Consider the following 12,322-nt stretch of genomic DNA (forward strand, 5'->3'; position numbering starts at 1 on the left):
GCGGCGCCGCGGCTGGTCTCAGCCGGCCAGCGTCTTTTCCATCAGGACCGCAGCGGCGCCATAGTCCGCCAGCTTGTCGGCGTGCCGCGCCGCGGCCTCCGCCGCCACCGGCGCGTACCCGAGCCTGCGCCACCAGGGCGCCGCCGACTGTACGGCAATCAGCCGCGAATGTTTCAGTCCGGCCGCCACCGCACCCGCTTGCGCTGCCGCGTACAGGCGTGCCGCCAGCCCGCCGCCACGGCCGGCGGGCGCCACGGCCATGTCATGGACGAACCAGGTCAGGGGCGCCGGCGTTGGCGCCTGGCGCCAGTGGTCGTCGAGCAGGCCATCGAGCGGGGGCAGGCTGGTCTTGGGCCAGGCGTGGGTGAACAGGTAGGCGGCCAAGGTACCGGTCCGGCGCGGATCATCGGCGACCCAGCACGTGGTGGGGGAGAGCGCCAGCCGGCTGGCGAGCGCGTCGCGGCCTTCCAGCAGCACGTCCGTATAGCAGGCGGCCTGCACCGCCAGCACGGCAGGCAGGTCGGCGACCGTCATGAGCCGCTGGGGAAACATCGTCATTGCGCCATTATAGCCAGGGGGGCTATGCCGTTCGGCGGTCCGGCAAGGGCGGCGGCCGGGCTCGCCCATGGCGCGTTTGGCAAGGCTGGACAAGGCCTTCAGGGTTCTCCCGGCTATGGTTTACGTGCCTGTGGCCGTCCGGGCAATCTACTTACAATTTTCAAAAAACAACTAACGGAAACCGCCTCGCGAATCCTTTTTCCCCAGAACCAGCTCGCCCTCCCCTTAGGGGATGGATGGGAGGAAATTGATGACCGAAGTGCGCAATATGCCGCAGCTTTGGCGAGGTAAAGCGAAGTTCGTGTCGTGGCCGTCCGCATGGACGGTGCTCCGACGCGGGCCTCAGTCTTTCCTGTGCCTGTATGCCCTGGGCTGTGCCACGCTCGCGCTCGCCGTGCCCGCGACGCCGGCTGTAGCCGGACCGCAGCTGGTCCGCAGCATGTCCTTCCCGAACCGGCCGATGCGCCTGATCGTGCCGTTCCCGGCCGGCGGTGTGGCCGACGCGGTCGCGCGCCTGCTGGCCGAGCGCCTGTCGGAGCGGCTGGGCGTGCCGATGGAGGTCGACAACCGCCCCGGCGCAGCCGGCACCACCGCCGGCGATGTCGTCGCCAAGGCCAGCTCGGACGGCCATACGCTGCTGTTCCACCAGGCCAATATGCTGATCCAGCCGGGGCTGGAGCCGGTGCCCTACGACGTGGTGCGCGATTTCACCCCGGTGGCGCGGGTCGCTACCACGCCGCTGTTCCTGGCAATCGACGCCCGGCTGCCGATGCGTACGCCGGAGCAATGGATGACCGCGGTGAAATCCAACCCGGGTTCCTACAGCTATGGCTACGGCCAGCCGGGCAGCCCTTCCCACCTGTATGCCGAGTTCGCCGTGCGTGGCATCCGCAACGGCGTGCCGCTGGTCACCGCCAAGGGCGAGTCCGCAGTGGTGCAGGAGATGCTCGCCGGCCGCATCAGTGCCTGCTTCTGTTCCTTTGCCGCGGTCCAGAGCCAGGTTCGCAGCGGCGGGCTGAGGTTGGTCGGCGTGACCGGCATGGTGCGCTCACCGCTGGCGCCGCTGGTGCCGACGCTGCAGGAGTCGGGGTTGGATGGGTACGCGGCGGCGGCCTGGTTTGGCGTGATGGCGCCCGCGAAGACGCCGCGGGCGATCATTTCGCGGCTGGCGGTCGAACTCGATGCGGTGATGACCGAGCGCGAGGTGCGCGCCCGGCTGCAGGCCGCCGGACTGACGACGCTGCGCGACTCGCCGGAGGCGTTCGCCACGGCCATCCGTTCGGAATCGATCCAGTGGCAGGTGATCCTGCGGGACGTCAGTCAGGTGCAGGAACCCTGAAGCGAGAACTTTCGGTCACAGCATCAGACGCTTTCCTATTGCATCGGTCGGCAGCGATGTGGCGCGCGAAACACGGGTGCCAGCAGGGCTAGGTAGTACACCTTATAATGCGCCCCTGTCCCGACCGGTGCCAACGTGACCGATTCTGCTCAAAACCTCGTCGAACTGAATGCGGTGGATTTCGCTTATGCGACCCACGGCAAGCCCATCCTGTCCGGCCTCACCATGCAATTCCCGCGTGGCAAGGTGATCGCGGTGATGGGCGGTTCGGGGTGCGGCAAGACCACGGTGCTGCGGCTGATTGGCGGCCAGGTGCGCCCACAGGCGGGTACGGTTCGCTTCAATGGCACCGATATCCACCAGCTCGATACCCGCGGCCTGTATGCGGCGCGGCGCCAGATGGGCATGCTGTTCCAGTTCGGCGCGCTGTTTACGGACTTGTCGGTCTTCGACAATGTGGCCTTTCCGCTGCGCGAGCATACCGACCTGCCGGATTCTATGATCCGTGACCTGGTGTTGATGAAGCTGAACGCGGTCGGCCTGCGCGGTGCGCGCGACCTGATGCCGTCGCAGATCTCGGGCGGCATGGCGCGGCGCGTGGCGCTGGCGCGCGCGATCGCGCTCGATCCCGCGCTGCTGATGTATGACGAGCCCTTCGCCGGTCTTGACCCGATCTCGCTCGGCCTGACCGCCCGGCTGATCCGCAGCCTGAACGACGCGCTCGGCGCGACCACGATCATCGTCTCGCACGATGTGCACGAGACCTTCCAGATCGCCGACTACGTGTATTTCATCGCCGACGGCCGCATCGCCGCGCAGGGCGAGCCCGAGGCGCTGCGCGCCTCCACCGACCCGTTCGTGCACCAGTTCGTCCATGCCGAGGCCGACGGCCCGGTGCCGTTCCACTACCCGGGAGCATCGCTGGCCGAGGACTTTGCCGGAGTTGCGCGGTGATCGGTTTCTTTACCACCATCGGCGCAGCCGTGCGCCGCAACGTGACGGGCGTGGGCCATGCCACCCGCATGTTCCTTACCGTGCTGGGCCTGTCGCCGGCGCTGCTGCGCCGCTTCCGGCTGGTGACCGACCAGGTTTTCTTTGTCGGCAACCTGTCGCTGGTGATCATCGCCGTGTCGGGCCTGTTTGTCGGTTTCGTGCTCGGCCTGCAGGGCTATTACACGCTGAACCGCTATGGCTCCGAACAGGCGCTGGGCCTGCTGGTGGCCCTGTCGCTGGTGCGCGAACTAGGGCCGGTGGTGACCGCGCTGCTGTTTGCGGGCCGCGCCGGCACCTCGCTGACTGCCGAAATCGGCCTGATGAAGGCGGGCGAGCAGCTGACCGCAATGGAGATGATGGCGGTGAACCCGCTGCAGCGTGTGGTTGCGCCGCGCTTCTGGGCGGGCGTGATCGCCATGCCGGTGCTGGCGGCGATCTTCAGCGCGGTGGGCATCCTGGGCGGCTACGTGGTCGGGGTGCAACTGATCGGCGTGGACGCCGGTGCCTTCTGGTCGCAGATGCAGGACGGCGTCGACGTGCGCGCCGACGTGCTCAATGGTGTGATCAAGAGCTTTATTTTTGGCATTGCCGTGACGTTCATTGCCTTGTACCAGGGCTTCGAGGCCAAGCCGACGCCCGAGGGCGTCTCGCGCGCGACCACCCGCACCGTGGTGATCGCGTCGCTGGCGGTGCTGGGGCTGGATTTCCTGCTGACCGCTCTGATGTTCAGCAATTGATGGCTGGCAACCCGCGCGGACCATACTGACTACAACACAGCGACAGACACTACGGGGTTGAAGAAAGAGATTCCAATGAGAAAGAACGCACTCGATTTCTGGGTGGGGCTGTTCGTGGTGGCGGGGTTCGTCGCCCTGCTGTTCCTGGCCCTCAAGGCCGGCAACATGAGCGCCTTCACCTTCCAGGACACCTACGCCGTGCAGGCCCGCTTCGACAATATCGGCGGGCTCAAGCCGCGCGCGCCGGTCAAGAGCGCCGGCGTGGTGGTCGGCCGCGTTGCCGCGATCCGCTTTGACGACAAGACCTACCAGGCCACTGTCGAGATGAGCCTGGAGAAGCGCTATCAGTTTCCCAAGGACACCTCGGCCAAGATCCTGACCTCGGGCCTCCTGGGGGAGCAGTACATCGGCCTGGAGGCTGGCGGCGACACCGCCATGCTGGCCGACGGCGCGCGCATCACCATGACGCAGTCCGCGGTGGTGCTGGAAAACCTGATCGGCCAGTTCCTGTACAACAAGGCGGCGGATGCCGGTGCCAGCGGCTCGCCCGCGGCCGGCGCCAGCGCGCCGGCGCTGGGTGGGGAAACCAAATGAGAGTTGTTTCCCCCGTCAAGCCGGGCTGCGCCGCGCGCCGCCCGGTGGCTGGCCTGATGGCCGCGGCAGCGGCCGCGGCGCTGCTCGCCGGTTGCGCCACCGGCCCCACGGCCAATCCGAAGGATCCGCTGGAGCCCTTTAATCGCGAAGTCTCGAAGATCAACGAAGACTTCGACAAGGGCATCCTGCGCCCGGTGGCTGAGATCTATGCAGACTACATGCCGACGCCGGTGCAGCGCGCGGTGGAGAACTTCTTCTCCAACGTCAGCGATGTGTATTCGGCGGTGAACAACCTGCTGCAGGGCAAGCCGACCCGGGCCGCTGAAGATTCGATGCGCGTGGCGATGAACACGGTCCTGGGCATCGGCGGCCTGATTGACATCGCCACGCCGGCAGGCCTGCCCAAGTACAAGGAAGACTTCGGCCAGACGCTGGGTGTGTGGGGCGTGCCGCCGGGCCCGTACCTGGTGCTGCCGTTGTTCGGCCCGAGCTCGGTGCGCGATACCGGCGGCATGCTGGTGGACCGCCAGTTCGACCCGTCGGCCTATCTCTACCCGGTATCGCTGCGCAATTCGCTGACCGGCGTGCGCATCGTCGCGGGCCGCGCGCAGCTGCTGGGCGCCAGCAACTTGCTGGAGCAGGCGGCGCTGGACAAGTACTCGTTCCTGCGCGACTCGTACCTGCAGCGCCGCCAGTATCTGGTTTACGACGGCAATCCGCCGGACGGCGACGACGACGCCGACAGCGATGCGGGTGCGCCGGCGGCTGCGGCCGCGAGCGAAGGCGGCAAGCCTGAAACGCCTGCAGAACCGCAAACGCCAGCCCAGCCGGCGCCAGCGGCCCAGCCCGTGGACGCTTCCGCCCCTGCGGCCGCGCCGCCTGCCGACGCCTCCGCGCCCGCAGCGACGCTGCCCAAGGGCGACATCCAGCCGGAAAGCCAGAGCCTGCCGGTGCCGACGGTGGAGCCGATGCAGCGTATCGTCCCGGGCGTGATCCGGATTCGCTGACCGCTGACGGCCGTGTGGCGCCACGCCCGACGGGCTGGGCGCCAGGCTGTGAATGCCCTGTCAGGGCTGAAACAATTTGTTTGGAAGTGGCGGAGAAGGCGCTGGTCCGTGCAACCCGCGGCCCGGGCTATGTTCCAATCACCCAAAGGCCGCTGCCGGCAGGCGGCGCCCAGCCGGCGGATCCGCCGGCAAACGACTTTGAGAAAGAAGGAAAAATCCATGATTAAGCGACTGTTGGTCCCCTTTCTTACGGTAGTAGCCTTCGCCGGCGCTGCCCATGCACAGGCGTCGGCTCAGGACGCGGCCACCCCGGACGGGCTGGTCAAGTCGGTGGTCGAGGACGTGATGACGACCGTCAAGGCCGACAAGGACATGCAGGCGGGCAATATTGCCAAGATCACCGCGCTGGTCGAGCAGAAGATCATCCCGAACGCCAACTTCCAGAAGACCACGCAGATCGCGATGGGCCGCAACTGGTCGAAGGCGACGCCGGAGCAGCAGAAGCAGATCACCGAGGAGTTCAAGACCCTGCTGATCCGCACCTACGCCGGTGCCATCGCCCAGATCCGCGACCAGGCTGTGCAGTACCGCCCGTACCGCGGCACGCCTGAGGACACCGATGCCACCATCCGCACCCAGGTGATCAACAAGGGCGAGCCGATCCAGATGGACTACCGCCTGGAGAAGACCGCGAATGGCTGGAAGGTCTACGACATCAACGTGCTGGGCGCGTGGCTGACCGAGGCCTACAAGGGCAGCTTCAACACCATCGTCGGCCAGCAGGGCGTCGAGGGCGTGATCAAGACGCTGCAGGACCGCAACCGGCAGCTGGCCAACGCCAAGATCTAAGCCGGCGAGCGTGCGCCGCTGCAATGCAGCACGGCGCGCCGATCTTGCACTACAATGGCCGTTCGCGGCACTGACTCCCGCCTCAGCGCGGGAGTTCTACTTTCCGCCGCAGCATTTTTCTCTTTTCACACCAACGACCTCCTGACGCCACCATGCTTTCGCTGGGTACCTCGCTGACCAACCAGAATGCCGCCGCCGTGCTGCGCGACGGGCTGGCGCGCGTGGCGCAGGGCGGGGTGCAGGGCAAGGTGCAGGTCGACTGCACGGGCCTGGCGCAGGTCGATTCCTCCGCGGTTGCCGTGCTGCTGGCGTGGCATCGTGCCGCAGCCGCCCGCAACCTGGCGCTGTCGCTGCGCGGGGTGCCGGCGCAACTGTCGCAGCTGGCCAACCTGTACGGCGTCGATGGCCTGCTGGGCCTGGCGAACGGCGCCGACCCGCTTTCCCGTCCGGGCCACCACCATCGACATTGATCCGGCATCGCCGGGCGCGGCGTTTGCGTCCGAACGCGATGCCCCGGCGACGGCCTGGTGCGGTCGCCGCGCCCTGCGGGCGGATCCGGTGGGGATCAAGCGGGACCCACCCCGCATCCCCTATAATTCCGGGTTGTTCGCCCTTCCCCCCGCCTGATTCCGGTGCATGCCAGGACCGGCCCAGGACATCCGGGCACGCAGTAGCTCCCCCTTTTCAGGCGGGCGGCCCTAAAAAAGCCGGATACGCCACAAACAATCGGCCATGAAAGCCATTGAAATCCACGACGTTCGCAAGCGCTACCGCAACCTGCAGGCGCTCAAGGGCGTCAGCTTCACCGTCGAACGCGGCGAATTCTTCGGTCTGCTCGGGCCGAACGGCGCCGGCAAGACCACGCTGATCTCGATCCTCGCCGGCCTGAACCGTGCCGACTCCGGCCACGTCCGTGTGCTGGGTCACGATGTCGTGTCCGACTACCGGATGGCGCGGCGTATGCTTGGCGTGGTGCCCCAGGAGCTGGTGTTCGACCCGTTCTTCACGGTGCGCGAGACGCTGCGGCTGCAGTCCGGCTATTTCGGGCTGACCCATAACGACGACTGGATCGACGAGATCATGGCCAACCTGGACCTGACCAGCAAGGCCGATTCCAATATGCGCCAGTTGTCGGGTGGGATGAAGCGCCGCGTGCTGGTGGCGCAGGCGCTGGTACACCGGCCGCCTGTGATCGTGCTGGACGAGCCCACCGCCGGTGTCGACGTCGAGCTGCGCCAGACGCTGTGGAAATTCATCTCGCGCCTGAACCGGGAAGGCCACACCATCATCCTGACCACGCACTACCTGGAAGAGGCCGAGGCGCTGTGTGACCGCATCGCCATGCTCAAGTTCGGCGAAGTGGTGGCGCTGGACCGCACCAGCAACCTGCTGACGCAGTTCGCCGGGCTGCAACTGGTGCTGACTTTCGCGCGGGGCACCCTGCCGCCAGCGCTGGAGCCGCTGCGCATGCCGGCCAACCCGGGCGAGCGCGCGGTGCGGCTGCGGTTATCCGGCTACCAGGCAGTCGAGCCGATCCTGGCCGCCTGCCGCGAAGCGGGCTGTGACATTGAAGACATGGAAATCAACAAGGCCGACCTCGAAGACGTGTTTGTCCAGATCATGCGGCGCGAGGGCCACATGCCGGGCGCGCTGCCCGACCCCGCCATGGAGGCCGCGGCATGAAGCAGCCCGGCGAAATCGAACTGGTGGAAGACGCGCGCCTGGGCCCGATGGCCGTTGGCGGTCTGGTTGGCTTCCGGACCCTGCTGTACAAGGAAGTGCTGCGCTTCTGGAAGGTCAGCTTCCAGACTGTGGCCGCGCCGGTGCTGACCGCGGTGCTGTACCTGCTGATCTTCGGCCACGTGCTCGAAGACCGCGTCAAGATCTACGACCAGATCAGCTATACCGCCTTCCTGGTGCCTGGCCTGGTGATGATGAGCGTGCTGCAGAACGCCTTTGCCAACAGCTCGTCGTCGCTGATCCAGTCCAAGATCACCGGCAACCTGGTGTTCGTGCTGCTGCCGCCGCTGTCGCACTGGGAGATGTTCGGCGCCTATGTGCTGGCCTCGGTGATCCGCGGGCTGACCGTGGGCCTCGGCGTGCTGCTGGTGACGGCGTGGTTTGCCAACCTGCATTTCGCCAACATCGGCTGGATCGTGGTGTTCGCGCTGCTGGGCGCGGGCATCCTCGGCACGCTCGGCCTGATCGCCGGCATCTGGGCCGAGAAGTTCGACCAGCTTGCCGCGTTCCAGAACTTCCTGATCATGCCGGCCACCTTCCTGTCCGGTGTGTTCTATTCGATCCATTCGCTGCCGGCCTTCTGGCAGGCCGTATCCCACGCCAATCCGTTCTTCTACATGATCGACGGCTTCCGCTACGGCTTCTTCGGCGTCTCCGACGTGTCGCCGCTGTTCAGCCTGGCGGTGGTGGGATCGGCCTTCGTGGTGCTCGCGGCGCTGGCGCTGCGGCTGCTGAAGTCCGGATACAAGCTGCGCCACTGAGCGCGGCCGCACTGACACTGCGCAATTACTGAATACGCTGAAGAGAACCCCATGCTGCCTACACCGGAACAAGTCAGGGAATACATTGCCCAAGGATTGCCCTGCGAACATCTGGAAGTCGAGGGCGACGGCCAGCACTTCTTTGCCACCATTGTCAGCACCGAGTTCGAAGGCAAGCGGCTGATCCAGCGCCACCAGCGTGTCTATGCCGCGCTGGGCGACCGCATGCGCGCCGAGATCCATGCGCTCTCGATGAAGACGCTGACGCCCGCCGAGTGGCAGGCAGGCGAGGGCAAGTAAGCCCGGCCGTGCCGCACCGCGCCGCATGCGCGGTCCGAGAACAATGACGCCGGGCGCAGGCCCGGCCAGAATCGACACAACATGGACAAATTCCAGATCCAGGGCAACGGTCCGCTACGGGGCGAAGTCCGCGTTTCGGGCGCCAAGAATGCCGCGCTGCCGATCCTGTGCGCGGGCTTGCTCACGGCCGATACCGTCGCGCTGGATAACGTGCCCAACCTGCAGGACGTGCGCACCACGCTCAAGCTGCTGCGCCTGATGGGCATGCGCGCCGAACAGGATGGCGCCACCGTCGCGCTCAACGGCGCCGACGTCAACTCGCTCGAGGCGCCGTACGAGCTGGTCAAGACCATGCGCGCGTCGATCCTGGTGCTGGGTCCGCTGGTGGCGCGCTTTGGCGAGGCCCGGGTCTCGCTGCCGGGAGGCTGCGGCATCGGCGCTCGGCCGGTCGACCAGCACATCAAGGGCCTGCAGGCGATGGGCGCCGAGATCAGTATCGAGCATGGCTTTATCCATGCCCGCGTCCGGCGCCTGAAGGGGGCGCGCGTGGTCACCGATATGATCACCGTGACCGGCACCGAGAACCTGCTGATGGCTGCCACGCTGGCCGACGGCGAGACCGTGCTGGAAAACGCCGCGCGCGAGCCGGAAGTCACCGACCTGGCCCACCTGCTGGTCAAGATGGGCGCGAAGATCGACGGTATCGGCACCGACCGGCTGGTGGTGCAGGGCGTCGACAAGCTGCACGGCGCCCGCCACAGCGTGATCGCCGACCGCATCGAAGCCGGCACCTTCCTGTGCGCCGCGGCCGCGACGCTGGGCGAACTGGTGCTGCGCGAGGTGCGCCCGGACCTGCTCGATGCCGTGCTCGACAAGCTGCGCGAAGCCGGCGCCCGCATCGAGACCGGCGCAGACTGGATCCGCCTGGCGATGCCGCGCCGCGCGAAGGCGGTGAGCTTCCGCACCTCGGAATACCCCGCCTTTCCGACCGACATGCAGGCCCAGTTCATGGCACTGAATGCCGTGGCCGAAGGCACCGCGCGCGTGACCGAGACCATCTTCGAGAACCGGTTCATGCACGTGCAGGAACTGAATCGCCTCGGCGCCGACATCGCCGTCGAAGGCAACACGGCGGTGGTCAACGGCGTGCCGCGCCTGTCCGGCGCCAGCGTGATGGCGACCGACCTGCGCGCCTCCGCCAGCCTGGTCATCGCCGGCCTGGTCGCCGAGGGCGACACCGTGATCGACCGTATCTACCACCTGGACCGCGGCTACGACCGCATGGAAGACAAGCTGTCTGCAGTGGGCGCCAAGATCCGCCGCATTGCCTGAGCACGAGAACTGACGCCGATGAGCCCCACTTTCAATGCTTCGCCCAACCAGCTGACGCTGGCGCTGTCCAAGGGCCGCATCTTTACCGAAACGCTGCCGCTGCTCGAAGCCGCCGGCATCCAGGTCACCGAAGATCCCGAGACCTCGCGCAAGCTGATCCTGCCGACCTCCGATCCCGCCGTGCGCGTGGTGATCGTGCGCGCCTCGGATGTGCCGACCTACGTGCAATATGGCGCCGCCGACTTCGGCGTGGCCGGCAAGGACGTGCTGATGGAGCACGGCATGGCCGGCCTGTACGCGCCGATCGACCTCAACATCGCCCGCTGCCGCATGTCGGTGGCGGTGCCTGCCGGGTTTGACTACGCCAACGCGGTGCGCCAGGGCGCGCGGCTGGCGGTGGCCACCAAGTACGTGCAGACCGCGCGCGAGCACTTTGCGAAAAAGGGCGTTCACGTCGACCTGATCAAGCTGTACGGTTCGATGGAGCTGGGCCCGCTGGTGGGCCTGTCCGATGCCATCGTCGACCTGGTCAGCACCGGCAGCACGCTGCGCGCCAACAATCTGGTCGAAGTGGAAGAGATCGTGCAAATTTCGTCGCGGCTGGTGGTGAACCAGGCCGCGCTCAAACTCAAGCGCGAGCGGCTGGCGCCGATCCTCGACGCTTTCGAACGCGCTTCGGCGGCGCTGGTGTAAGGCCACATCGGGCCACACCAGGCCGGTGCCGACTGAGAAGGAAAAGAAGTCATGAACGCAACCGCATCCGAAATGGAAAACCTGCCGATCCGCCGGCTTGATTCCAGAGAGCCGGGTTTTGCCGAGGCGCTGCGCCAGGTGCTGGCCTTCGAGGCCGGCGAGGACGAGGCCATCGACCGCGCGGCGGCACAGATCCTGGCAGACGTGAAGGCACGCGGCGACGCCGCGGTGCTGGAATACACGAAACGCTTCGATCGCATGGAGGCGCCGTCGATCGCGGCGCTGGAACTGTCGCAGGCCGAGCTCGAGGCCGCGCTCGAAGACCTTGAGCCCAAGCGCCGCGCCGCGCTGGAAGCCGCCGCCGCGCGTGTGCGCGCCTACCACGAGAAGCAGAAGATCGAGTGCGGCAGCCACAGCTGGGAGTACACCGAGGCCGACGGCACCATGCTGGGCCAGAAGGTGACGCCGCTGGACCGCGTCGGCATCTACGTGCCGGGCGGCAAGGCTGCCTATCCGTCGTCGGTGCTGATGAACGCGATTCCGGCGCGCGTGGCCGGCGTGAAGGAAATCATCATGGTCGTGCCCACGCCCGGCGGCCTGCGCAACGAGCTGGTGCTGGCCGCCGCGCAGATCGCCGGCGTTGATCGCGTCTTCACCATCGGCGGCGCGCAGGCCGTGGGCGCGCTGGCCTACGGCACCGCGACGCTGCCGCAGGTCGACAAGATCGTCGGCCCGGGCAATGCCTACGTGGCCGCGGCCAAGCGCCGCGTATTCGGCACCGTCGGCATCGACATGATCGCCGGGCCGTCCGAGATTCTGGTGATCTGCGACGGCACCACCGACCCAGACTGGGTGGCAATGGACCTGTTTTCGCAGGCCGAGCACGACGAACTGGCGCAGTCGATCCTGCTGTGCCCGGACGGCGACTACATCGCCCGCGTCGAAGCCAGCATCCAGCGCCAGCTGCCGACCATGCCGCGCCGCGACGTGATCGCCGCGTCGATCTCCGGCCGTGGCGCGCTGGTCAAGGTGCGCGACATGGAAGAGGCCTGCGAGATCGCCAACGCGATCGCACCGGAGCACCTGGAAATCTCTGCCGAGAACCCGCGCCAGTGGAGCGAGAAGATCCGCCACGCCGGCGCCATCTTCCTTGGCCGCTATACCAGCGAATCGCTGGGCGACTACTGCGCCGGCCCCAACCACGTGCTGCCGACCTCGCGCACCGCGCGCTTCTCGTCGCCGCTGGGTGTCTATGACTTCCTGAAGCGCTCGAGCCTGATCGAGGTGAGCGAGGGCGGGGCGCAGATGCTCGGCCAGATTGCAGCCGAGCTCGCGTACGGCGAAGGCCTGCAGGCCCACGCCCGCAGCGCGGAATACCGTTTCAAGCGCAGTTGATTTACTGAACCCACGCAGTCAAAC

General features: G+C 67.0%; 14 protein-coding genes. 13 read left to right on the forward strand and 1 reads right to left on the reverse strand.

Going from position 1 to position 12,322, the window contains the following annotated elements; translation table 11 throughout:
• Positions 1–18: 18 nt before the first annotated feature.
• Positions 19–558, reverse strand: a complete 540-nt coding sequence (locus tag ACIP1U_RS22120; RefSeq protein ID WP_400319360.1) for a GNAT family N-acetyltransferase — start codon at positions 556–558, stop codon at positions 19–21.
• A 250-nt stretch (positions 559–808) separates the two neighbouring features.
• On the opposite strand from ACIP1U_RS22120, the gene ACIP1U_RS22125 reads away from it, so the two are divergent.
• The 13 genes from ACIP1U_RS22125 to hisD all read left to right on the forward strand — a co-directional run bounded on the left by ACIP1U_RS22125 (position 809) and on the right by hisD (position 12,298).
• Complete coding sequence (locus ACIP1U_RS22125) at positions 809–1,897, forward strand: Bug family tripartite tricarboxylate transporter substrate binding protein (protein WP_400319362.1); 1,089 nt, start codon at positions 809–811, stop codon at positions 1,895–1,897.
• Between the two features lie 135 nt (positions 1,898–2,032).
• The gene (locus ACIP1U_RS22130) at positions 2,033–2,851 is read left to right on the forward strand and encodes an ABC transporter ATP-binding protein (RefSeq protein WP_400319365.1); all 819 of its coding nucleotides are present in this window, start codon (positions 2,033–2,035) and stop codon (positions 2,849–2,851) included.
• A complete protein-coding gene (mlaE, locus tag ACIP1U_RS22135; RefSeq protein WP_400319367.1) occupies positions 2,848–3,627 on the forward strand; it encodes a lipid asymmetry maintenance ABC transporter permease subunit MlaE in 780 nt (259 codons plus the stop codon). Before ACIP1U_RS22130 ends, mlaE begins: the two co-directional genes overlap by 4 nt.
• 75 nt (positions 3,628–3,702) lie before the next feature.
• A complete protein-coding gene (gene mlaD / locus ACIP1U_RS22140; protein WP_400319369.1) occupies positions 3,703–4,221 on the forward strand; it encodes an outer membrane lipid asymmetry maintenance protein MlaD in 519 nt (172 codons plus the stop codon).
• Positions 4,218–5,228 (forward strand): VacJ family lipoprotein, encoded by a 1,011-nt coding sequence (locus tag ACIP1U_RS22145; protein ID WP_400319372.1) that lies wholly within the window; start codon positions 4,218–4,220, stop codon positions 5,226–5,228. The genes mlaD and ACIP1U_RS22145 overlap by 4 nt, the downstream gene beginning before the upstream one ends.
• 219 nt (positions 5,229–5,447) lie before the next feature.
• The gene (locus ACIP1U_RS22150) at positions 5,448–6,077 is read left to right on the forward strand and encodes a phospholipid-binding protein MlaC (protein ID WP_400319375.1); all 630 of its coding nucleotides are present in this window, start codon (positions 5,448–5,450) and stop codon (positions 6,075–6,077) included.
• Positions 6,078–6,190: 113 nt separating this feature from the next.
• Positions 6,191–6,547: a lipid asymmetry maintenance protein MlaB gene (locus ACIP1U_RS22155; protein WP_400319600.1), complete on the forward strand. Its 357-nt coding sequence runs from the start codon at positions 6,191–6,193 to the stop codon at positions 6,545–6,547.
• A gap of 262 nt (positions 6,548–6,809) precedes the next feature.
• Positions 6,810–7,760, forward strand: a complete 951-nt coding sequence (locus ACIP1U_RS22160) for an ABC transporter ATP-binding protein (RefSeq protein WP_400319377.1) — start codon at positions 6,810–6,812, stop codon at positions 7,758–7,760.
• Positions 7,757–8,578: an ABC transporter permease gene (locus ACIP1U_RS22165; RefSeq protein WP_133093460.1), complete on the forward strand. Its 822-nt coding sequence runs from the start codon at positions 7,757–7,759 to the stop codon at positions 8,576–8,578. Before ACIP1U_RS22160 ends, ACIP1U_RS22165 begins: the two co-directional genes overlap by 4 nt.
• A gap of 51 nt (positions 8,579–8,629) precedes the next feature.
• Positions 8,630–8,878 carry a BolA family protein gene (locus ACIP1U_RS22170; RefSeq protein ID WP_029047629.1) on the forward strand — a complete coding sequence of 83 codons (249 nt, stop codon included), beginning with the start codon at positions 8,630–8,632 and terminating at the stop codon, positions 8,876–8,878.
• Positions 8,879–8,959: 81 nt separating this feature from the next.
• Positions 8,960–10,210, forward strand: a complete 1,251-nt coding sequence (gene murA / locus ACIP1U_RS22175; RefSeq protein ID WP_400319380.1) for a UDP-N-acetylglucosamine 1-carboxyvinyltransferase — start codon at positions 8,960–8,962, stop codon at positions 10,208–10,210.
• Between the two features lie 18 nt (positions 10,211–10,228).
• Positions 10,229–10,903, forward strand: coding sequence for an ATP phosphoribosyltransferase (gene hisG / locus ACIP1U_RS22180; RefSeq protein WP_400319382.1), 675 nt, complete (start codon positions 10,229–10,231; stop codon positions 10,901–10,903).
• 51 nt (positions 10,904–10,954) lie between these two features.
• Complete coding sequence (hisD, locus tag ACIP1U_RS22185) at positions 10,955–12,298, forward strand: histidinol dehydrogenase (RefSeq protein ID WP_400319384.1); 1,344 nt, start codon at positions 10,955–10,957, stop codon at positions 12,296–12,298.
• Positions 12,299–12,322: the final 24 nt, after the last annotated feature.

The organism is Cupriavidus sp. NPDC089707, assembly GCF_044748965.1.
Classification (GTDB): domain Bacteria; phylum Pseudomonadota; class Gammaproteobacteria; order Burkholderiales; family Burkholderiaceae; genus Cupriavidus.

Bases quoted from the DNA above. Each gene is read 5' to 3' on its own strand.
- ACIP1U_RS22120 (WP_400319360.1), bottom strand. From the start codon at position 558: ATGACGATGTTTCCCCAGCGGCTCATGACGGTCGCCGACCTGCCTGCC.
- ACIP1U_RS22125 (WP_400319362.1), top strand. From the start codon at position 809: ATGACCGAAGTGCGCAATATGCCGCAGCTTTGGCGAGGTAAAGCGAAG.
- mlaD (WP_400319369.1), top strand. From the start codon at position 3,703: ATGAGAAAGAACGCACTCGATTTCTGGGTGGGGCTGTTCGTGGTGGCG.
- ACIP1U_RS22145 (WP_400319372.1), top strand. From the start codon at position 4,218: ATGAGAGTTGTTTCCCCCGTCAAGCCGGGCTGCGCCGCGCGCCGCCCG.
- ACIP1U_RS22150 (WP_400319375.1), top strand. From the start codon at position 5,448: ATGATTAAGCGACTGTTGGTCCCCTTTCTTACGGTAGTAGCCTTCGCC.
- ACIP1U_RS22160 (WP_400319377.1), top strand. From the start codon at position 6,810: ATGAAAGCCATTGAAATCCACGACGTTCGCAAGCGCTACCGCAACCTG.
- ACIP1U_RS22165 (WP_133093460.1), top strand. From the start codon at position 7,757: ATGAAGCAGCCCGGCGAAATCGAACTGGTGGAAGACGCGCGCCTGGGC.
- ACIP1U_RS22170 (WP_029047629.1), top strand. From the start codon at position 8,630: ATGCTGCCTACACCGGAACAAGTCAGGGAATACATTGCCCAAGGATTG.
- murA (WP_400319380.1), top strand. From the start codon at position 8,960: ATGGACAAATTCCAGATCCAGGGCAACGGTCCGCTACGGGGCGAAGTC.
- hisG (WP_400319382.1), top strand. From the start codon at position 10,229: ATGAGCCCCACTTTCAATGCTTCGCCCAACCAGCTGACGCTGGCGCTG.
- hisD (WP_400319384.1), top strand. From the start codon at position 10,955: ATGAACGCAACCGCATCCGAAATGGAAAACCTGCCGATCCGCCGGCTT.